This is a genomic window from Streptomyces griseoloalbus, assembly GCA_014650015.1.
Taxonomy (GTDB): Bacteria; Actinomycetota; Actinomycetes; order Streptomycetales; family Streptomycetaceae; genus Streptomyces; species Streptomyces griseoloalbus.
This window is the reverse complement of the sequence record BMUD01000030.1, coordinates 22,594-42,965: the sequence shown is the minus strand read 5'-3', so window position 1 is coordinate 42,965 and position 20,372 is coordinate 22,594. Positions and strand designations below refer to the sequence as shown.

Annotated in this window: 14 protein-coding genes and 1 pseudogene; 8 read left to right on the top strand and 7 right to left on the bottom strand. The window is 69.6% G+C overall.

Annotated elements, in window-relative coordinates; translation table 11 throughout:
* The first annotated feature begins 25 nt into the window (after positions 1–25).
* The 3 genes from IE178_RS31645 to IE178_RS31635 all read left to right on the top strand — a co-directional run bounded on the left by IE178_RS31645 (position 26) and on the right by IE178_RS31635 (position 2,487).
* Positions 26–1,276: a tetratricopeptide repeat protein gene (locus IE178_RS31645; RefSeq protein WP_193514636.1), complete on the top strand. Its 1,251-nt coding sequence runs from the start codon at positions 26–28 to the stop codon at positions 1,274–1,276.
* 153 nt (positions 1,277–1,429) lie between these two features.
* Positions 1,430–2,284, top strand: coding sequence for a helix-turn-helix domain-containing protein (locus tag IE178_RS31640; protein ID WP_438874428.1), 855 nt, complete (start codon positions 1,430–1,432; stop codon positions 2,282–2,284).
* The gene (locus IE178_RS31635; RefSeq protein WP_193514634.1) at positions 2,281–2,487 is read left to right on the top strand and encodes a DUF397 domain-containing protein; all 207 of its coding nucleotides are present in this window, start codon (positions 2,281–2,283) and stop codon (positions 2,485–2,487) included. The genes IE178_RS31640 and IE178_RS31635 overlap by 4 nt, the downstream gene beginning before the upstream one ends.
* A gap of 59 nt (positions 2,488–2,546) precedes the next feature.
* Here IE178_RS31635 and IE178_RS31630 read toward each other — a convergent pair whose 3' ends face one another.
* From IE178_RS31630 to IE178_RS31615, 4 genes are all read right to left on the bottom strand, one after another.
* Positions 2,547–5,729 carry a type I restriction endonuclease subunit R gene (locus IE178_RS31630; RefSeq protein ID WP_193514633.1) on the bottom strand — a complete coding sequence of 1,061 codons (3,183 nt, stop codon included), beginning with the start codon at positions 5,727–5,729 and terminating at the stop codon, positions 2,547–2,549.
* Entirely contained in the window at positions 5,726–7,006 is a 1,281-nt protein-coding gene (locus tag IE178_RS31625) for a restriction endonuclease subunit S (RefSeq protein ID WP_193514632.1), read from the bottom strand. The genes IE178_RS31630 and IE178_RS31625 overlap by 4 nt, the downstream gene beginning before the upstream one ends.
* On the bottom strand, positions 7,003–8,994 hold the full coding sequence (locus IE178_RS31620) for a type I restriction-modification system subunit M (RefSeq protein ID WP_193514631.1): 1,992 nt from the start codon (positions 8,992–8,994) through the stop codon (positions 7,003–7,005). Before IE178_RS31620 ends, IE178_RS31625 begins: the two co-directional genes overlap by 4 nt.
* Positions 8,995–9,100: 106 nt before the next feature.
* Complete coding sequence (locus IE178_RS31615; protein ID WP_193514630.1) at positions 9,101–11,287, bottom strand: N-6 DNA methylase; 2,187 nt, start codon at positions 11,285–11,287, stop codon at positions 9,101–9,103.
* Between the two features lie 149 nt (positions 11,288–11,436).
* Here IE178_RS31615 and IE178_RS31610 point away from each other — a divergent pair, with 149 nt between their 5' ends.
* Together IE178_RS31610 and IE178_RS31605 are read left to right on the top strand one after the other, a co-directional pair.
* A complete protein-coding gene (locus IE178_RS31610; protein WP_193514629.1) occupies positions 11,437–12,663 on the top strand; it encodes a DNA sulfur modification protein DndB in 1,227 nt (408 codons plus the stop codon).
* A gap of 466 nt (positions 12,664–13,129) precedes the next feature.
* Positions 13,130–13,273 carry a hypothetical protein gene (locus tag IE178_RS31605; protein ID WP_318280350.1) on the top strand — a complete coding sequence of 48 codons (144 nt, stop codon included), beginning with the start codon at positions 13,130–13,132 and terminating at the stop codon, positions 13,271–13,273.
* A gap of 97 nt (positions 13,274–13,370) precedes the next feature.
* Here the strand turns inward: IE178_RS31605 and IE178_RS31600 are convergent, their stop codons facing one another.
* Both IE178_RS31600 and IE178_RS31595 read right to left on the bottom strand, forming a co-directional pair.
* Complete coding sequence (locus tag IE178_RS31600; protein ID WP_193514628.1) at positions 13,371–13,976, bottom strand: HD domain-containing protein; 606 nt, start codon at positions 13,974–13,976, stop codon at positions 13,371–13,373.
* Positions 13,977–14,068: 92 nt separating this feature from the next.
* Positions 14,069–16,921 (bottom strand): type 1 periplasmic-binding domain-containing protein, encoded by a 2,853-nt coding sequence (locus IE178_RS31595; protein WP_193514627.1) that lies wholly within the window; start codon positions 16,919–16,921, stop codon positions 14,069–14,071.
* 338 nt (positions 16,922–17,259) lie between these two features.
* On the opposite strand from IE178_RS31595, the gene IE178_RS31590 reads away from it, so the two are divergent.
* Positions 17,260–17,802: a hypothetical protein gene (locus IE178_RS31590; RefSeq protein ID WP_193514626.1), complete on the top strand. Its 543-nt coding sequence runs from the start codon at positions 17,260–17,262 to the stop codon at positions 17,800–17,802.
* 64 nt (positions 17,803–17,866) lie between these two features.
* Here the strand turns inward: IE178_RS31590 and IE178_RS31585 are convergent.
* Positions 17,867–18,167 (bottom strand): annotated as a pseudogene (locus IE178_RS31585) (ATP-binding protein); the annotation flags it as partial.
* A gap of 135 nt (positions 18,168–18,302) precedes the next feature.
* Here IE178_RS31585 and IE178_RS31580 point away from each other — a divergent pair.
* Complete coding sequence (locus IE178_RS31580; RefSeq protein WP_193514625.1) at positions 18,303–18,839, top strand: GNAT family N-acetyltransferase; 537 nt, start codon at positions 18,303–18,305, stop codon at positions 18,837–18,839.
* A 9-nt stretch (positions 18,840–18,848) separates the two neighbouring features.
* Positions 18,849–20,369, top strand: a complete 1,521-nt coding sequence (locus IE178_RS31575; RefSeq protein ID WP_438874429.1) for an ABC transporter substrate-binding protein — start codon at positions 18,849–18,851, stop codon at positions 20,367–20,369.
* The last annotated feature ends 3 nt before the right edge of the window (positions 20,370–20,372 follow it).

The window sequence follows — 20,372 nt, the reverse complement described above, 5'->3', positions numbered from 1 at the left end:
CGGCAGCAACGAGGAGGCGGTCACGATGACCCGATGGTGGCGGCGACGAGCCGCGGGAGACGGCCAGGGCGCCGGCGCACGGCCGCCGCGGCCCCGGCAGGAACAGGAGGGCAGGCAGGAACACCGGGAACGCACGGACGGGCAGCCGCCGCCGGGCACGGACGCGCAGGAGCCCGCAGGGGGATCCGGGACCGCGCGACGGCTGGTCGGGGGACACCTCACCATCACGGAGGTGACGGAGGGCCGGCCGGAGCAGGAGATCGCCCGCGTGGAGCTCTCCGCCGAACAGATCCACACCATGCGGGCCCGGTCCGCCATCGACACCCTGGGCCCCGAGCACCCGGACGCCCTCACCGCCATGCGCGAACTCGCCGAGGTCCTGGGATCGATCCCGGGGCGGGGCGAGGAAGCCGTCGAGCTCTACCAGCACGTGGTACGCACCCAGTGGACCACGCTCGGCGACCGCCACGAGGACACCCTGCGCACCTCCGTCGAGCTGGCCGACCTCCTCCACACCACCGGCCAACTGCGCCTCTCCGAGACAGCGTGGCGTGACACCTTCCGCGCCCAGGCGGAGACACTCGGCCGCGACCACCCGGACGCGCTGCGCAGCGCCACCGGACTCGCCGCCGTCCTGGAGGACCTCGGGCGCGCCGCCGAAGCCGAGCCGCTCCTGCGGGACGTCCTGGAACGCCGTGCCCGGCAGCTCGGCCGCGACCACCCCGATGTCCTGTCCGCCACCAACGCCCACGCCGCCTCCCTGCTCAAGTGCGGCCGCCACGAGGAGGCCGAGCGCGCCTTGCGCGCCCTCGTGCCCCAACTGGAGGCCCGGTACGGGCGCGACCACGAGGGAACGATCGCGGCCCGGAGCAACCTCGGCGCCGTCCTGGTCCGACTGGACCGCCACGCCGAGGCGGAAGACCACATCCGCGCCGTCGTGCGGTCGATGGAGGCGACGGTGGGGCCGCACCACGAGTCCACTTTCACCGCGCGCAACAACCTCGCCGCCGTCCTGCACGCCCAGGAGCGCTACGAGGACGCCGTGCCCATCCTGCGGGCGATCCTGAGCGGATACGTCGCACTCCACGGCGACGATCACCCGACCACGGTCGTCACCCGGGACAACCTCGCCAACGTGCTGATCGACGTGGGCCGCCACGAGGAGGCCGCCGAACTGCTCGACCGCTGCGTACGCGACTACCAACGCATCTACGGCCCCGGACACCCCCGCCTTCGGGACGCCGAGGAGAAGCTGGCCTGGCTGCGTTCACCCTGAGGGTGAATGTGCCGAGAACGCGCACGTGCGGTGGTGCTCCGTGGCTTAGCGTGACCAGCGGCGATGCCCTTGCGCGGTCCCTTGGCGCGGGGCGGGCGGGGCGTTGTAGGCACGGTGCGCGTGCGCGGTGCGCGGGGAGAGGCGGCGAGGGCGGTGACCGAGGTGCGGGACGAGGAGACGGTACGGCAGCAGCGGCGGCCGGAGGACGAGCCCGGGACGGGCGTGGTGACCGCGTTCGGACGGCAGTTGAAGCTGCTGCGGACGCGGGCGGGGCTGGAACGGGCCGAGTTCGGGAAGCGGCTCGGGTACTCGGCGGACACGGTGGCGTCCATTGAGCAGGGGAGGCGGATTCCGCAGGCGTCGTTCATCGACAAGGCGGATGAGGTGTTGGGGGCCGGGGGTGTACTCCGTGCGTTGAAGGACGAAGTGGGGAAGGCCCAGTACCCGGCGATGTTCCGGGACATGGCTCGGCTTGAGGCCAAAGCCACGGCCTTGAACTTGTACGCCATGTACGCCGTGCCCGGTCTGTTGCAGACCGAAGGCTACGCACGTGCGGTCTTCCACATGCAGCGGCCGTTGCTGGAAGACGATGTGATCGAGCAGCGGCTTGAGGCGCGCATGGTGCGTCAGGAGATTTTCCTCCGTCGCCCCGCACCCTTGGTGAGCTTCGTGATTGAGGAAGCAGTGCTGCGCAGGCCGATCGGTGGCCCAAAAGTCATGCGTGAGACGCTGGAACAAATCCTCGTCACGGGCCAGTCTAGGAACGTGGAGGTGCAGGTCATGCCGATCGAGCGGGAAGACAACGCAGCCTTGAGCGGCCCCTTCTCGTTGATCGACGTCGACAAGGGGCAACGCCTTGCGTACGCGGAAGTGCAGGATCACAGTCGCATCTACACGGACGCTGCGTACGTGCGCACGCTGGAAGCACGCTATGGCATCCTCCGATCACAAGCCCTGACACCGAGCGAGTCAGCGGCGTTCATCAAGCAACTGATGGGAGAGACATGAGCGTGCAGCACAGCAAGGCGGCTGTGCCCGAGGCCGCTTGGGTCAAGAGCAGCTACAGCACGGGCAATGGTGGTGAGTGCGTCGAGGTCGCCGCAGCCTCCGGAGCCGTTCTCGTCAGGGATTCGAAGCAGCCCGCCGTGGCCAGGCTCGCGTTCGGCCCTGATGCATGGGGCGGATTTGTACGGATGGCCGCAGGCCGCTGAACAGGCGGACGCACGATGAGCGGGGCCCGGTGCGTGCGTTGCACCGGGCCCCGACCACGTCAGAAGTCGTCCAGCCCCTCTTCCCGGCGGATCATCCGCCAGGCCGCGCGGCGGGCGCTGCGGTCGAGGTTGGACTTGAAGTCCCGGTCGGTGCCGAAGTACCGCTTGCCGAGGGTGTCGATGGTGGAGACATGATCCATCATGTTCTCCTCGAACGCCTTGTCGAAGACGATCCCGAAGTTCTCCTCGTCGTTGACGACGGCCGCGGCCCGGACCTTCGGGTCCTTCTTGGTCGCGTTGAAGGCCGGGAGGACGTCCTCCTCGGTGAACTCCGTCCCGAACTTGGAGTTGAACTTCTCGATCAGCTCGGACAGAAGTGACTTGTCCGCGTCCTTCGCACCACCCACCCCGTCACCGAAGCCCTTGAGCTCGGCGGGACCCTCGGGATCGAGGGACACATCGTGCTCGCCGGTCTTCTCGACGCGCAGGTGACTGAGGTCGACCTCGCCTATGTCGACTCCGCCGTCCGCGAGGCGGGGGAGGCGGTTGAGAAGGTGGCGCCCGTAGAGGTGCAGGCGTTCCAACTCGGCGTCACGGTACGGGACGATCTGCGCGAGGAAGCCGTACTTGCGGACGTAGTCGTTGAGGTTGGCGCGGAACTCCTCCGCCGTCTCGACGTCGTCCTCCTCCTCGCTCTCCAGGAGGGCGGTGAAGCGGATGACGGCGGGGGAGAGGAGCCGGTACAACTCGGCGTGCAGCTTCTCCCACTTGGACTGGACACCGCCCGCCTTCTTCTCCGCCTCGAAGTACGCGGCGACGAACTCGTCCATGTCCTGTTCCGAGATGATCGGCGCGGACATGACGCGGCTCTGGGCCGTGTAGAGAAGGTTCGGGTCGGAGGGCAGGGTGTGCGCCTCCTCGAAGTACGGGCGGAAGGCGTCCTGGATGTCTTCCGCCTCGTTGACGAAGTCCAGGACGGCGAGGTCGGCCTGGGACTTGCGTTCGGCGGTGCGGTTGAGGCGGGAGAGGGTCTGCACGGCGGCGATGCCGGTCAGCGTCTTGTTGACGTACATGGTGGTCAGGAGCGGCTGGTCGAAGCCGGTCTGGTACTTCTCGGCGACGACCAGGATCCGGTACTCCTGCTGCCCCTTGCCGCCGGCCTTCGCGGCCTTGTCGTCGGCACGGGTGTAGCCGAATGCCTTCGGCAGCGCGGCCTCGGATATGCCGCCGTTCTCCTTGACCTCGGTGGTCTCCTCACCGTCGATGGTGAGGGAACCGGAGATCGCGACGAGCACACCCAGGTCCGGGTACTTGGTGTCGTACTCGCGGTCGGCGATGTAACTGCGGATGGCACGCGCCATCTGCACGGCGGAGTGACGGGAGGCCGTGACCACCATGGCCTTGGCACGTCCGCCGAGTCGGCCGCGGGAGTGGGCGACGAAGTGCTCGACGATCACCTGGGCGTGCTGGGACACCGTGTGCTCGTGCATGAGCGCGAACCGGGCGAGCAGGCTGTTCGCCTTGGAGGGGTCGACCTCCTTCTCGTCACGGTTGAGGTTCGCGAGCTTCCAGTAGGTGTTGTAGGTGACGTAGTTGCGGAGGGGATCGAGGATGAAGCCTTCCTCGATGGCCTGGCGCATGGAGTACGTGTGGAAGGGGCGGTAGACGGTCTTGCCGTTCTCGACGCCTTCCGTGCCGAACAGTTCGAGCGTCTTGGACTTGGGCGTGGCGGTGAAGGCGAAGTAGGAGAGGTTGGCGGCGCGGGAGCGCGCGACCGCCTTCGCCTTGAGCTGGTCGTCCACGGTGACCGTGGTCGCGCCCTCGTCGTCCGAGTCGGCGTCCAGGCCGAGGTCGCGCAGGGCGGACTTCACGGCGGTGGCGGCGTCACCGGACTGGGAGGAGTGCGCCTCGTCGACGATGATCGCAAAGCGGCTGCCCTCGATCTTGGTGGGGTTGCGCTTGATGTAGTCGAGCAGCGCCGGGAACGAGTGCAGGGTGACGGTGACGATCTTCCCGGTGTCGCGGGAGAGGGCACGGGCGAGCTGTTCGCTCTTCGCACCGTGCTTCTCGTCGACCTTGACGACCAGGCCGTCCGTCTGCGAGAAGCTGCCGACCGTCGCTGAGAGCTGTGCGTCCAGGGCACGGCGGTCGGTGATGACGATGACCTTGTCGAAGACGGGCTCGCCGGGCTTGATGCGGCCGTCGGCCAGAGCGTCGGGCCTGAGAACGGCCGGATCGGTGCGGGCGTGCAGGTCGCTGAGGCGGTGGGCCAGCCAGCCGATGGTGTTCGACTTGCCCGAGCCGGCGGAGGCCATGACCAGGTAGTTCTGACCGGCACCGTGCACGGACGCGTGCGCGGTGAGCTTGCGGACCACGTCCCACTGGTGGAAGCGGGGGAAGATCGTCGACTTGGTGGTGCCGCCGCCGGGCGTCTTGTGCTTCTGCTGGTGCACGAAACGCTGGAGGAGGTCGAGCCAGTTGTCCCGCTGCCAGACCTGTTCCCAGAGGTAGGACGTGGAGTACGTGCCGTGGGCGGTGGGAGCAGGGTTGCCGAATCCACCGGGCTGGCCGGGGCCGTTCGAGCCGGTGTTGAAGGGCAGGAACTGGGTGTTCTTGCCGCGCAGTTGCGTGGTGACGAAGACCAGGTCCGGGTCGACGGCGAAGTTCGCGATGACCCGCCGCGTGAAGATCAGCTCGGTCGGGTCCCGATCGGTTCGGTACTGCTCCTTGGCCTGCTCGACGCCCTGCCCGGTGAGCGGGTTCTTCAACTCGGCCGTGGCGACCGGTATGCCGTTGAGGAACAGGGTGAGGTCGAGCCGGTGACCCCAGTCGGCCTGCTTGGTGGCGTAGGGGAGTTCTCGCACGACGGTGAGGCGGTTGGCCCGGTAACCGTTGAGTACGGAGTCGGCGGAGATGAGGTTGGGCTTGAAATAGGCGACACGGAGCCGAACCCCGCGATCCTTGACGCCGTTCCGGAGGACGTGCAGAAGCCCGTCATCGGCAATGGCCCGGTCGAGCCGCTGAGCGAAACCGCGCTGGGCCTCGTTGGGGTTACCGCCGTAGACGGTGAGCAGTTCGTCCCACTCGTCGGGCTGCGTCGCCCCGATGAAGGTGAACAACTCGTTGGTGTCGAGCCCGAGATCGGCCTGGTAGTCCTCGGGGTTCGCCTCCCGCCAACCGCGCTCGCAGAGTGCGGCGACTATGGCGGACCCGAAGGAGGACTCGTCGTGCACGGGGCTCATACGGCTACTCCTTCGGTTACGTTGCGTCCGCTGGCGGTGGAGACGTCGAACTGGCCGGTTACGGCGGCGGTGATAAGGGCTTCGCGGCGTTCAGCAAGCAGAGAAACCTGGCGCTGTAGCTTGCTAAGAATGCGACCCTGGGCGTGCAGAGCCGCGTTCAGGCGGTCAACGCGGTATCGCTGCTCGGAGAGGGGCGGAACAGGGATTACGAACGAAAGAGTCTGCGCTGCACTGATGACCTCCTGTGCAGCGCCGTACTGGGAAACCTGTACCTGGCCCCGTCCTGCCGGCGAGTTGATGAATGCCGAAAGGAATTCAGGCAACATTGCTCGGCCGCGCCGCAGGATCAACACGGAAGCACAGTTGGCTCCGTCATATTCGTCAGTCACAACGGCGGCCCGTCCGGGCGTGCCGGCGCGAACCACGAGAACGTCACCAGTGCGGATGCGTGATCGGCGCAACTCTTCGTTACTTTGCGATGACATGAACTTCATGCCGTGCGGATCGATCCATCCAGATCGCACGTTAAACCCGTGAATGAAGGGGACTCCATCGTCGGTGAAGTGTGTCGACGGGTTGATGACAACGCCAACGTTCACCGCAGGAATGACCCGGCGCAAAGGCAGTACTGGCCAAGAGCGGGGCACGGTGCCTACGAGAGGGTGCAGGACCGAGTCAGGGCCGCTTGACGAGACACATTCGGCCAGGACAGCAGTGCGGCGCTCGGTCAGTAGTTTCATCTGTTCATGGCGCCTGGCGCTGAGCTGGTCAATACGTGATGTCTCGGCATCAAGGAAGTCCGCGATGCGGCGCTGTTCTGTCAGTGACTGTCGCGGCACCGGCAAATCGCGCAGGAAATCGTCCGGCACGCGTTGCTGGCCAGCAACGCCATACATCTCCGCCTCGCCGAGCTTCAGGAAGTTGTGTGTATTGACGACGTAGAGAAGGAACCTCGGGTCGATTTCCTTGCCGGGACGGACCACGTGCAGCTCGGTTGTCCCGGCACCGATACCCCCGACTAGACCCTGCACCAAAACTGAACGGCCAGCCTCGAAGGTGGGTGTGATTTTTGGGACGAGGACGTCTCCGTCCTGGAATCGGGTGTATCCGGTGGACACTGCCCTTTTGGAGCGCTTCTGAGATAGGTCAAGACGGTCGCCTGGCCAGACAGCCTCCATGGGGAGAAACGTCAACTCGTCGTCGTCGTTCGCCCTGTCGAAGGCAGGTGTGCTGGGGTTGACCTGTGCGAGATGGCGGAGTCTAACGGTGGCGCTCATTCCGTAACCTTCCCCAGCAGCCCTTGAATTTCGTCTTCGAGTGCGTTCAACTCCGCGTCGATCTGTGCCAGCGGACGCGGCGGCTCGTACACGTAGAAGTGACGAGTGAACGGGATCTCGTATCCGATCTTCGTCTTGCTGTGGTCGATCCACGCATCCGGCACATGTGGGTGGACCTCCCGCTCCAAATACCCCTCGGCGTCCTCACCCAACGGCACGTTCTCGTAGTCCCGAAGCTCAGCGTCCGGCTCAGGCTGCCCCTTGACGAGCTGTACCTCGCCCTCCGGATCCCGCACCCCGATCACGTCTCGCAGCGCCTTGTTGAACGGCGCCCCCGTGGGCCACGTCCCGCCGGACTGCACCACCGCATCCTTCAGGGCGAGCCAAGCCTCCTGCTTCGTACCCCAGCTCGCCCCCACCAGCGACTTGCACGCATCCGCCAACGCCGAAGCCTGCGGCAACTTCTGGATCGCCTTCGACGCCTCCAGCGCCGGCAGCGTCTCCTCCGTCACCTCGAACCGCAGCTTCAGCGGCCGCTCTACTGTGATCCGCTGGTACCCGAAGTCCTCGTTCGCGAAGACCTTCACCTTGCCGTGCAACGGATGCTCCGCATCCCCCGCCACGGCCAGCGCTTCCCCGTACAGCTTGACGACCTCGGCGATGTGCTCCTTGCCCAGCGCCTTGCGCTTGTCGCCCAGCGACTTCCGCATCTTCTGCCACTGGTCGCGCGCGTCCAGCAGCACGACCTTGCCCTTCTGATCCGGGCTCTTCCGGTTCGTCAGGATCCAGAAGTACGTCGAGATACCGGTGTTGTAGAACAACTGGTCCGGCAGCGCGACGATGCCCTCCAGCCAGTCGTTCTCCAGGATCCAGCGCCGGATCTCCGACTCACCCGATCCCGCCGCACCCGTGAACAGCGGCGAGCCGTTGAAGACGATCGCGATGCGAGAGCCGCCTCCGCCGTTCACATCGACCGGCTTCATCTTGTCGATCATGTGCTGGAGGAACAGCAGCGAACCGTCGTTGATGCGCGGCAGCCCCGCCCCGAACCGGCCGGCCTCGCCCAGCGCCTTGTGCTCGTGCTCGACCTCGTCCTTCACCTTCTTCCACTCCACGCCGAACGGCGGGTTCGCCAGCATGTAGTCGAAGGTCTTGCGCGCGTGCCCGTCATCCGAGAAGGAGTTGCCGAACGCGATGTTCTCCGGGTCCTGTCCCTTGATCATCAGGTCGGACCGGCAGATCGCCCACGACTCGGGGTTGAGTTCCTGCCCGTACACCTCCACCGTGGCGTCCGGGTTCAGCTCGGTGATGAGGTCGTCCATCGCGGAGAGCATGCCGCCCGTGCCGCAGGCCGGGTCGAGGACCGTGCGCACCGCACCCGGCAACTGCAACGCGTCCCCGTCCGGCGCGACCAGCAGCCGCACCATGAGCTGGATGACCTCGCGCGGCGTGAAGTGCTCACCGGCCGTCTCGTTCGACTGCTCGGCGAACCGGCGGATCAGCTCCTCGAAGATGTAGCCCATGTTGTGGTTGGGCACGACCTCGGGACGCAGGTCCAGGTCCGTGAACTTGCCGATGACCTTGTAGAGCAGATCGGCGTCGTCCAGCCGCTTGATCTGCTGCGCGAACTCGAAGCGCTCCAGCACACCCCGCGCGTTGTCGGAGAACGCCCCCACGTACACCAGGAGGTTCTGCGCCGCGTTCTTCGGGTCTCCGGCGATCTTCTTCAGGGTGAGGCCGGACTTGTTGTAGAAGGAGTGGCCCGACGCCCGCCGCAGGAAGCGGTCCGGGTCGATACCGCTGTCCTCGTGCTGCTCCGCGATCTCCGCGACCTTCTCGCGGGTCGGCTCCAGCACGCATTCCAGTCGCCGCAGCACCGTGAACGGCAGGATGACCTTGCCGTAGTCGGACTGCTTGTAGTCCCCCCGCAGGAGGTCGGCGACGGACCACGCGTGGTTCGCCAACTCCGTGTGCTTACTGCTGTTCAACTGGATCCCCGGATTCCTTCCGAAATGTCCCAACCCCACCGCCCGAGCCGATCGATCTGCCCAGGACGGTCCGACAAGTGTGGTCTACAAGTGAGGTGCCGCGTGCCTAATGGGGCGAATCGCCACCCTGGCCGCGTACCTCAGCCGCCTCCCGTGACGGCAGCAACTGCCCGCCCGTGAGCCCGCCCGCCAGCAGTCGTGCCGTCTCCTCCGCCAGCGCGGTCGCCCGCCGCGCCTCCGCCCGGAGCGCGTGCACGTGCCGGAACGCCTCCCCGTACCGGCGCTGCTCCTCCAGCGGCAGCAACGGCACCCGCAGCCGGCCCGGGCTGACCGTCAGCACCGTACTGCCCGTCGACGCGCCCGCGATGTTCTCCTCCGCGCCCAGGAACCCGGCGAGGAACCAGGCATCCAGGCGTTTCGGGTCCGGCCGGAACAGGTGGACGTGGGGACCGAGCAGCGCGCCCGCGTCCTCCTCGTCCGCGACCCGGGCCATCGAACCCTCTCCGCCCGCGACCGCCCGTACGAGGACGTCCCCCACGGCGATCACCGGAGCCGTGTCGCCGCGCAGCTCCGCCGGGTCACCCGTCGGACCCGAGCCCCGTGAGATGTCCGAGCCGGTGAGCACCGCCCGCGCCTGCGACCGCTCCTCGCTCCCGCCGTCCACACGCCCCCGCGCAGCCTCCGGCACCGTACGCAGCAACGCGAGCGCCCCACCGCGCGCGAGGTCGGACGCCGTAGCCGTCCGCCACTCCCGCGCCGCGGTCCCGGCGGCACTCCAGTCCTCGTGACCTGCGGCCCGCGTGAGCGACTTCGCGGCCTTGACGAGATCCCGGCGCGTGGCGTCGACCTCCGCCGACAGCTTCGCCGGGTCGACCTCGGCCCGTGACGCCCGTACGAGCCGGGCCGGGGTCAGGTCCACCACGTCGTCCAGCAGGTCCACCACACCGACCGCGTGCGCGACACCGGGTTCGCCCTCGAACGCGTCGGGGTTCTCCGTGAACGCCTGCCACGCCCCGAGGGCCCGCGCCGTCACGCCCGGCCAGTCCACGGAGGCGGAACGGGACGCCCCCCGTGTGCGCCCGGCCGACGCCGTACCACCGAGCCCGGCCCCCGCCGACCCTTCCGCCGCCGTGTCCACGAACAACACCGACTTGCGCTCCGGACCGCCCGGCTCGGGACGCCGCAGCACCCACACCTGAAGCCCGACGTGCAACGGCACCGACGCGCCCGCCGGCAGTGCGATCACCGCGCGCAGCGCCCCGCTGCGCACCAGCTCCGCCCGTACGCGACGCCCCGACGCGCGCCCCGCCGTGGCCGGCGGCAGGAGCAGCGCCGCGCAACCGCCGGGCGTCAGGTGGGCGAGCGCGTGCTGCACCCACGCCAGCTCCGACTCGGCGCGGGCCGGTACGCCGTACGCCCAGCGGGGGTCGTAGGCGAGTTCGTCATGGCCCCAGTCCCGGACGCCGTACGGCGGATTGCACAGCACCGCGTCGGCGAGCAGGTCGGGGAAGGCGTCCGCGCGGAGGCTGTCGGCGGCGCGCACGGTGACCGAGGCCTCCGGTTCCGTCAGCATCAGGCTCACCGCGCTGCGCCGGGCCTGCACCGGAAGCGTGTCCTGGCCGTACAGCTCGCGCGCGCCCCGGCGGGCGGCGGCCGCCAGCAGGGTGCCGCTGCCGCAGGCCGGGTCCAGGACGCGGGACGGTGAGCCGGGGATCAGGCGGGCCAGCAGGTCAGCGAGCGGTGCCGGTGTCCGGTAGGCGCCGGACGCGGCGCTGTCCTCCAGCTCCCGTTCCGCGAGCACGCCCAACGCGGCCTGCCCGCCCTCGTCCCGTACACACGCGTACAGCGCGCGCAGCACTGTCGCGTCGTCCGTGTCGAAACGGACGGGGTCCGCGGCCGGTACGGCGTCGGCGACGGACCCGGCATCGTGCTGCGCGTGGGCGACGAGATCCTCGTCCGGCAGTCGCGTGGCGGCCGTCAGGTCCTCCGGCGTGCGGCCCGCCGCCGCGAGGACGAGGAGCAGCAGGCCCTCCGGCGTACCGCTGCCACCGCTCTGCGCACGCAGGCGCAAGGTCGTGCGGAGCTCTTCCGAGGGGGTTGCCGCCGAGGTGTGACCGCGCGAGGCGAGCCAGGCGCGCACGGACTCCAGGTCGTACAGCGGGCTGGAGTCCGTGCCGCCGGACGGCGCGGGGAAGTCCTCGTGCCGGCGGCGCCAGTTGCTGACCGTGGCGCGCGTGACCCCCGCGATGCGGGAGATCTCGGCGGCGGTCACCTGTGCGGATGACTGGGGCATGGCGGGAATCCGGCCTCTCTGGAGTGAACAGTCAACAAACTACAGCACCCGTCAAATCTGTCAATACGTTTGACGGCGCTTTCAGTGCTGTGCTTCTCTGGTGTTGCTTCCGCGAGGGAGCCGCTCATCGCACCTCCGGGGGGAGACCCATGCGCCTGACCATGCCGACCGCAGCCGTCGAAGGCACCCAGCTCACCGTGGCGCCGTTCCGCGCCGACGCCGTCGTCGGCACCATGTCCGTGCCGACGCTCGTCCAGCTCGTGCCCTCGCCCCGCGCAGAGGAGGACCCGCGCAGGCTGAAGGCCGCCTCGGGTCTGGTGCGCCGGCACGCCGAATTGCGGGCCACCGTGCAGCGCACGCTGAAGTCCTCGCAGAAGGGCAAGAACGTCGGCCCGTACGCCGAGTACATCGCCGCCGGGCTGAAGGGCGAGCTCGGCGCCGCCTGGTCCACGCCGCCCATCACCCTGTGGCACGCCGGACCGCTCGCCGCGCTCAGCGACGAACTCGTCCCCGGCAGCGGCCTGCGCACCCTCACCATCGCGCCGGGCACGATGGTCATCGCCATCGACGGGGAGACCCAGACCACCGCCTGGCACGACCTCTACGACGATCCCGAGGCGTACGGGCTGACCTATCCGGAACTCGCCCAGGTGCGCCTCCCGTTCGAGCTGTACATCGACCTCGCCCCCGCCGACGCGCGGCAGATCTTCTACGACCGCAACGTGCAGGGCGTGGCCGTCGCCAAGAACCTCGCCATGTCCATGGACCAGCGCGACTACGGCACCCGGCTCGCGCACCTGGTCGCCGACTCCGTGAAGGTCGACGTCGACGGGCAGCGCGTGCCCTTCGCGCGGCTCGTGAACGTCAGCAAGCGGCAGGTATCCGCGAACGACCGCGAGGTCGTCACCCTCTCCGCGCTGCGCGCCCTCGTCGTCACCGCGCTCTACGGGCGCAACGGCCTCCAGCGGTCCGCCGAGTCGGTGCACGAGGACGAACTGCCCGCGGGGTACCGGCCGGAGCAGGTGGAGGCCGCCCTCGTACCGATTCTCGGACAGCTGATCGCCCGACACGCCCGCGCCTTCACCGGGCGCAGTGCCATCACCGCGCCCGCCGTCCTCGCCGGCATCGGCATCGCCGTCCACCACACCATGCCGTGGACCGAGACGTCCTCCGCCTTCCGCACGGACGACCTGGTCCGCCTCCTCGACGGCATCCGCTGGGAGCGGGAGGCGAGGTACTGGGACGGGGTCGCCGCGAAGGCGGGCACCTCCGGACGCCTCAACTTCAGCGGCGGAGTGAAGGACTCCGGCGGACGGGTCGCCGAGGCGATCCTCTACCCGGCGACCGAGGCGGGGCGCAGGATCCGCGGCTTCTGAACCCCGGCGGGCAGCCACGGCCGGCTCGGCCGCCAATGGCCGTCCTGGGACGCAGCGGCCGGCGCATCACGCATGCCGGTCGTGCCACACATCTACCCCGGAAACGGAGCACGTCATGACCTTCCACCAGCCTCACCCGCCGCCCGACCGCAACCCGCACGGCGTCGGCCCCTTCGGTCCCGGCACATCCACCGGCCCCGGACAGCCCGTTCACGGTGCGGACGGTGGCTGAAGTACGGGGCGGTCGCCCTGGTCTTCCTGTTCATCGGCGTCGGCCTCGCGGGCCGAAGGCCGGGGTGTGCGGAAGCTCGGACGGGGCGCTTGCCGGTGAGTGATCCGGCGGCTCCCGCGAATGTGACGAAAGCACGGTCGGACAGTTCAAAGCAGGCATAGCCTGCGTGAGGCGTCGCAGGTGGGCAGGACGACCTGCGGGGGTGCTGGAGGCGTCATGGGTGGGGAATTACGGGTGTCGACGGCCAGAGAGGCAGACGGCGAGCGGACGCCGCCGTGGCAGCTCAAGGGCGACACCACGGCCAAGGCCGAGTTCGTCGGCCCGAACTGCGGTCTGTGCGCCACCGACTGGGACGTTCTGCGGAAGAACCTGTACTGAACCGGCACCGGAAGCGGACGCCGGTCGGTCGGTGCCGGCCGCCGTCGGCCGCGGCGGGAGTCCCGTACCGGCCGCGGCCGGCTGCGAGCGGCTGCGGTCACGGGTGGACGGACGCGCCGCCGCCGTGCGGTACCGGCAGAGCCAGGTCCGGGTCGCCGAACTCCGCGCGCAGCGCGTGGAAGGCGGTGACCTTCTCCTCGCCGAAGCGGCGGACGTGGGCGGCGTACTCGTCGGGGGAGAGGAACGCGGAGGGCCTGGACTTGGAGTGGAACTTGTCCGCGTACATCACCAGCCTCTCCTCCTCCGTCACCGCCAGGTAGTCGGCGGGTGGCAGCGGGAGGCCCTGGCTCAGGACGTCCTGCCGCGTGACGCCGACTCCGGTGTGATGGGAGCAGAACCGGCGCAGGGTCTCGGGGAAGCCCTCCTGCTCGAGGATCTCGTGGCCGAGCAGCCCGTGCCGGATGTAGTTCCCGTGGTCCAGCCGCCCGTCCTCGCCGTAGAGGCGGTAGACGCCGATGTCGTGGAGGAGGCAGCCGGCGCGGACCAGTTCGCCGTCGAGATGACGCAGGCGCGGCGCGGAAAGGAGTTGTTCGGCGATGCTCCAGACGATCTCGCAGTGCGTGTGGACGAGTGTGAACGCCTCGACGCTGGGCGCGTACTTCTCGTGCAGGGCACGGATCTCTTCGGGTCCCGGAATCCTCACCCGGTGAGCGTAACAACGGCCGCCGGTCTCGCTCGGACCGTCCTCGGTTCGGCGCCGGACGAACCGCGCGAACAGGGCGGTGCGGTGCCCGCTCACCCGATCGAACAGTCCCTGACGTCGAGCGGCTTCGTGCTCCCGGCCGGTCTGCTGCACAGCACTTCCGCCTCGGAGACGCCCTCCGCGGTCCGTCGGACCCGCTTGAGCACGATGCTGTGGCCGCGCCGTTCGCCGTACAGGGGAGCGTCGGTGAAGTCGATCCGGCCGGTGGCCATCCCGTCGAGCTTGACGCCCCGGAGGTTGACCCAGGTCGCCGCGCGGCTCTGGGGTTCGTCGCCGAGGCTGGCCGCCCAGTACAGCGCACGCGTGGCGTCGTGGGAGAGAGCGGTCTGCCCGCTGGCGAAGTCGTCGGCGTCGTACGTGGCCTCACCCTTCTCCAGCCCGGGGAGGTACTTGGCGGCGGCGTTGTAGAAGTCGGTCCCGGACGCGGCCTCCCTCAACTCGGCCAGCGCCGCGTGGTAGAGGGTGATCCGCGGGGCCACGCCGTCGCGGCCGCCCGTGTCGGAGAACCTGGCCTTGCTCAGGTCGTCGCCGGTGAGGATCGCGATCTCCCGGTTCGCGCAGCCCGGTTCGGTGCTCAGCTGGGTCATCAGTGACCCGATGTCCTCGACCCGCCCGGCGAAGTAGATCACGGAGGGGACGCTTACCCCCCGGCAGATGCTCTCCGCGTGATGCCGCAGCTCGGGATTGCCGTTCGCCACCCGGTAGGCCTGTTCGGGCAGCAGCCGGAAGCCCTCCCGCTGCAGCATCTGCCCGCCGTAGGTGGCCTGTTCGCTGGTGTAACGGTCCTGCGACTGCTCGGTGTCGCGGGCCAGCACCAGCGCGTACGGGGCCGTGTCCCGCGTGCGCAGCTGCCGGGCGAGGAGACCGAGCGCCTCCGCCTGGTGCTCGTCGGGGGCCGCGAGGCTGAACCAGTTGGAGAAGTCCTTCGGCAGGTAGGTCGCCGAGTTGGTGCCGGAGACGACGGGCAGCCCGACCGCGTGGAGCCGGCGCGTGACGTCGGGGCTGCTCTGCAGGTCGCGGCCGAAGCCGACGACGCCGACGACGGTCGGGTCGCGGTCGGCGTAGTCGGCGATCGCCTCGGCCGTCACCCGCTGGTGCCCCATGTCCGCACCGCCGTTGGCGAGCAGCACCCGTAGTTTCACCGTGTAGTTCGCGTTGACGACGCGCTGGGCGAGGTACACGCCGGCCAGTTCCTCGTTGCCCTTGACCAGGGAGGGGTCCGCCGTGGAGGAGCTCAACGGCCCCGCGTACACCACCGTGACGTAGGTGTCGGGGTGGTTCCGCAGCACCTTGGCGTTCTCGGCGATCACCAGATCCTCCAGTTCACGCAGTCGCTTTCCCTCCTCGTCGGCGCCGTCCTCGAGGTAGGTGCCGAACCGGACGTCTCCGGTGGCTATCCCGACGCACTCCGTGCCACCGCCGGGTGCGGCGTGCCGCTCGGTGTCGCGGTCGGCGGTCAGCAGACCCGCGGAGCAGTACGTGCGGTGCAGTTCGCGTGCGTGGACGACGCCCGCGGTGGCGGCGAGCACCAGGACGAGGAACAGACTGTGGGCCGACCACACCACGCGGGCGAGGGGCGGCCGGTGCCTGGCCCGGACGCATCGCCAGTCGGTCTCTCGCAGCTGCACCAACTCTTCGCGCGGCAGCGGGATCCTGAGCACCCAGGGTAGGGCGTTCGTCCTGCTCGGCGACTGGTCGGCCCGGAGGTTGCCGGCCCATTCGTCGTACCAGTGCCGCAACCGCTGCTGGAGGCGGCGGGGCTGGAACGGGGGTTGTGGCCGGCCGGCCGGTGGAACTCCGTCCTCGCCCCGGTCGAGCAGGGCCGCGTCGTCCGCCGCCACGCCTGCCACGATCAGGAGCGGGTCGAGTTCGCTGCGGCGGCTGCGGACGTCGCTGACCGCCTTGATCAGTTCGATGCCGCCGTTCTCCCGGCCTGCGCGGTGCAGAAGCAGCACCGGTGGACGCGTCCGCTTGAACCCGCGCAGGTCCCAGCTGCCGCGCCGGTGGTTGTCCCGGAGGTCCTCGAAGAGCGCCAGTACGTACAGCTGGAGCGGGAACGGGCCGCCCTCGCGCATGGCCTCGGCCACGTCGTAGGCGCGGGCCGCTATGGCTCTCCACGAGCGGACGGGCCGCAGCAGCCGCACGCTGGTCGACTGGCGGCGGGCGGCGGACTGGAGGAACGTCGTGGTCAGGAACCACCGGCTCTCCCTGCGCAGCCACAGGAAGAGCGGCGCGCGTCCGGGGACGTGGTTCAGAACGGCGAGCAGGACCATCAGTCCGATGCCCGCCAGGGCGGCGATGTACCACTCCGGGCGGGTGAGCAGGGCGGTGAAGGCGCCCAGCACCCCCATGGGGAGGAACTGCTGCACATCGGTCAGCAGCACCTGCCGGGGCCTCCGTGAGGGTCTGCGGGGCCGCCAGCGCTGCCGGGCCAGGATGCGCAGCAGATGCGTCTGGGCCTCCTCCCGCTGAGTGTTCCCGTCGGGGGTGCCGGCGGAGGCGATGGGCCAGTGTGCGCGCATCTCCGGGTCGTCGGTGGCCTCCTGGAGGGCGCGCACGAGGTTGAGGCGGGGGAAGGCGTAGGGCCGGTAGGTGGCGGACCGGTCGCCCCACTTCCGGGAATCGCCGAGGTCGCACAGGAGCCGCGCGGCCCTGGCCATGGGATCGACGGCCCCCGGCTGCGGTTCGGTCGGGGCGACGGCCAGACGTGTCCCGTGGCTCTGCTGCCCTTCGCGCAGCTCGTCGACGAGTTCGGTGACGCGGTCGTCGTCGGCGGCGTCCTCGGCGTGCAGCACGATGACCGGCATGGGGAGGTCGCTGGTCCGGAAGTCCTGGATCAGCGACTCCAGTTGTCGCTGGATGTCGATGCCCGCCTCGGTCGACATGCCCGGGTGACCGCCCGAGCAGTCATGAGGAAAGCCTTGATCCCGGCTGTGCATGGACACCCCCCGTGGTCGTAAGACACATGTGTCACAAGCGCTTTATGAGGATATCGCTTGCCTGTGACAACCGCTCCTGGTGGAAGGCAGGTCCGTGGCCACGGCGGCTACCGCGGGGACCGCAGTGAGGGCCGAGGCCGGCAGGTGATGTCCGATGGCACCCAATGGGTTCGATCACACGATCGAGTGACGTCCCGCGGAGCGGGCACGAGCCGGCACGGCCGCCCGTTCGATCCAGCGACGGGGCCGTCCGGTCCATCCTCATCACCGCAGCGGGAGTACTCATGAGCCTGCATTTCCACCGCAACCCCGACGGCACGACGACGGGGCGCAATGAGGCCAATGGCTTCACCGTGACGCACGCCGAAGAGGAAGAGGTGAAGCGGCAGTTGTACGAGGACGCCGGGTGGGAGTACACGCCTCCACCCCCTCCGGTGCCGCCCGGCTTCCACCGGTTCTCGTTGGTGCACGACGAGTTCCGGACGGCCGGGTTCGCGGACGAGCGGTATGCGGGGCTGCGGGCGCGTCCGCCGGAGGGGTGTGTGCCCGTCGACTGGGGGCGCTTCGCCCTGGAGTGCGAGCGGCCGGGGAGGACACTCCTGGACGCGGTCGCCGGGACCGTCGCGGAGATCCGCCGCGAGCACGGGGTGGTGATGAACAGCCTGGGTGTCGAGAAGCCCCAGGAATGGTTCGACGCCGACAGCGGGAACGGGTATGCGGCGGAGATCGTCGCGCACCTGGTGCTGATGGCCGCCGACCGGGCCCGGCTGCTCGGATACGGGCGCAAGGAGGTGGTCCGGCTACTCGACGCGATGGGTGTCGAGTAGCCGGTGGGGCGCATCGGCGGTCCCTGAAGCAGGGGGACCGGTTCAGGACAGTGCCGTCGGCCCCGGAGTGGTAGCAGGCGACACCCAGGTCGCTTTCATCGAACCCGCCGTGACCATCAGGGGGACTCGGCAGGCCGGGGAGACGTGGCGCGTGTGCAGTGTGTCGTCGCCGAGCAGGCGCAGCAGGCGTGAGCCGCGGCCGGGTCGTCCTCGCCGGGGGCCTGGGCCTGGGCCAGGTGCTGGCTGATGCCGCCGTCGATGACGGGAACGGGGGCGCCGGAGTGCGCCAAGTGGCGGGCGAAGAGGGCCGGCAGGGTCGTCTTACCGCTGCCGCCCTTGCCGACGAACGCGATCCTCGGCGACACCCCGGTTTTTTGAAAATGAATGTCATGTGGGTAGTTTTAGGGTCGCGTTCGGGGTCGCGTCGAAGCGTTCGCGCCGCGTCCCGCGTGCTCACCCCCGGTGATCAACTTTGGAGGCTTAATGCGTATGGTGTGCAAGTGCGTGACTACAGCATCAGGGCTGCGGGCCCGGCAGACCTCGACCGTGCGCGAGCCGTGATGCTCGACACCGTCTATCGGGAGTTCGGCACCGGATACGTGCCCCACTGGCACGGCGACATCATCGATCCGGGCGCCGCCTATCTCGCCCCGCCCCGTCACACCCTGCTCGTCGCGCTCGACCCGGACGGGGGCGAGGTCGTCGCCACCGCGGCCCTCGACTCCCGCGGGCCCGCCCATCCGCCGAACCCGCGCCCACTCGCCGAGCGCTACCCCTCCGGCGAGACCGCGCAGTTGCGGCGGGTGTACGTGCGCCCGGACCACCGCAGGCGGGGCCTGGCGCGGCGGATGGTCGGCGAACTGCTCGACTTCGCGGCGGCGGACGGCGGTTACCGGGCCGTGTACCTGCACACCGATCCGTCCGTGCCGGGGGCTGAGGCCTTCTGGCGGTCGCTCGGCGAGGTCGTGCACGACGAACGTGAGGACACGGACGACGGCGGTGCCGTCGTCCACTTCGAGATTCCGATGGGACGGTGACCTGTGCGCCTGCTTCGTTCGCGGCTGTTCGCCGCCCTCGTACTCACGCCGCTGCTGGCCGGCTGCTTCGCCTCGCAAGGCGGTGAGTCGAAGGAGAGCGGTGACGGCAAGGACGGGTCGCGGCTGCGGGTCGCGCTCGCCTTCCCGCCCGCCGAGCGCCTCTCGCCCTACGGCGCCGACGCCACGATCCTCAGCCGCCTCGGCGTCGCCGAAGGGCTGACCACCATGGACGCCAACGGCGCCGCAGCCCCCGCGCTCGCCCAGTCCTGGCGGCAGGAGGACGAGAGGACCTGGGTGTTCGCGCTCCGGGACGCCGCGTTCCAGGACGGTACGGACGTCACCCCGTCCGCCGTGGTCAACGCGCTCACCCGCGCCACCCGGGCCAGGCCCGCGCCCGCCGCCCTCTTCGGGGTCACACTGACCGCCGAGGCCGACGGCGAGCGGGGAGTCAGGGTCCGTACCGCCGAGCCCGATCCCATCCTGCCGCTGCGCCTGTCCAGCCCCGGGCTCGCCGTGTTCTCCGGCAAGGCATACGGCGGCGACGGCGGTGACGGGGGCAACGGCGGCGGCGATCGCGTCGATCCCGTCGGCACTGCCACCGGCCCGTTCGAGCTCACCAAGGTCGACGGAGCCTCTTCCGCCACCCTCGACCGCTTCGACGCGTACTGGGGCGGGCGCGCCCAGGCCTCCGGCATCGACGCCCGGTTCGTCGCCGACGGCACCGCCCGCGCCAACGCCCTGCGCACCGGCGAGGTCGACATCGCCGAGGCGGTCCCCGTCGCGCAGGCGGCCACCCTGGACCGGGACACCCGGCACGACACCGCCACCACCCGCACCACCAGCCTGCTGCTCAACGTCTCCTCCGGGCCCTTCGAGGACCCGAAGCTGCGCGCCGCGGCCCGGGCGGCCGTCGACACCTCCGTGCTCGCCGAGGGGGTGTACGAGGGGTACGCCGACCCGGGCGCCGGCATCTACGGGCCCGCCGTGACCTGGGCCGACGGCAAGCGGGTCAAGCCCGTCGGGCGAGCGGGGGCCGGGCGTGCGAAGGGGACCTCGATCACCCTCGCCACGTATGACAACCGGCCCGAACTGCCGGAAGTCGCACAGGTGCTGAAGCAGCAGCTGGAGAAGGCCGGGTTCGGCGTCGAACTCGAGGTGCGTGAGTACTCGCGGATGGAGAGCGACGCGTTGGAGGGGGAGTTCGACGCGTTCGTGCTCGCTCGCAACACCTCCGTCGACACCGGTGACCCCGTCGCCGTGCTCTCCGGTGACTTCACCTGCGACGGTGGTTACAACATCGCCCAGTTGTGCGACAAGGACGTCGACCGGGCGGTCGCCGCGGCCGAGCGGACCGCCGATCCCGGCGAGCGGCAGGACGCCGCCATGACCGCCGAGGCCGAGATACTGGGCACCGACGCCGTGGTGCCGCTGGTGCACCAGCGCGTCATCACCGGCGTCGGCACCTCGGTACGGGGAGTCGTGCTCGATCCCTACGAGCGCGCCCTCGTCGGTACGGGAACGCGGCGCTGACCC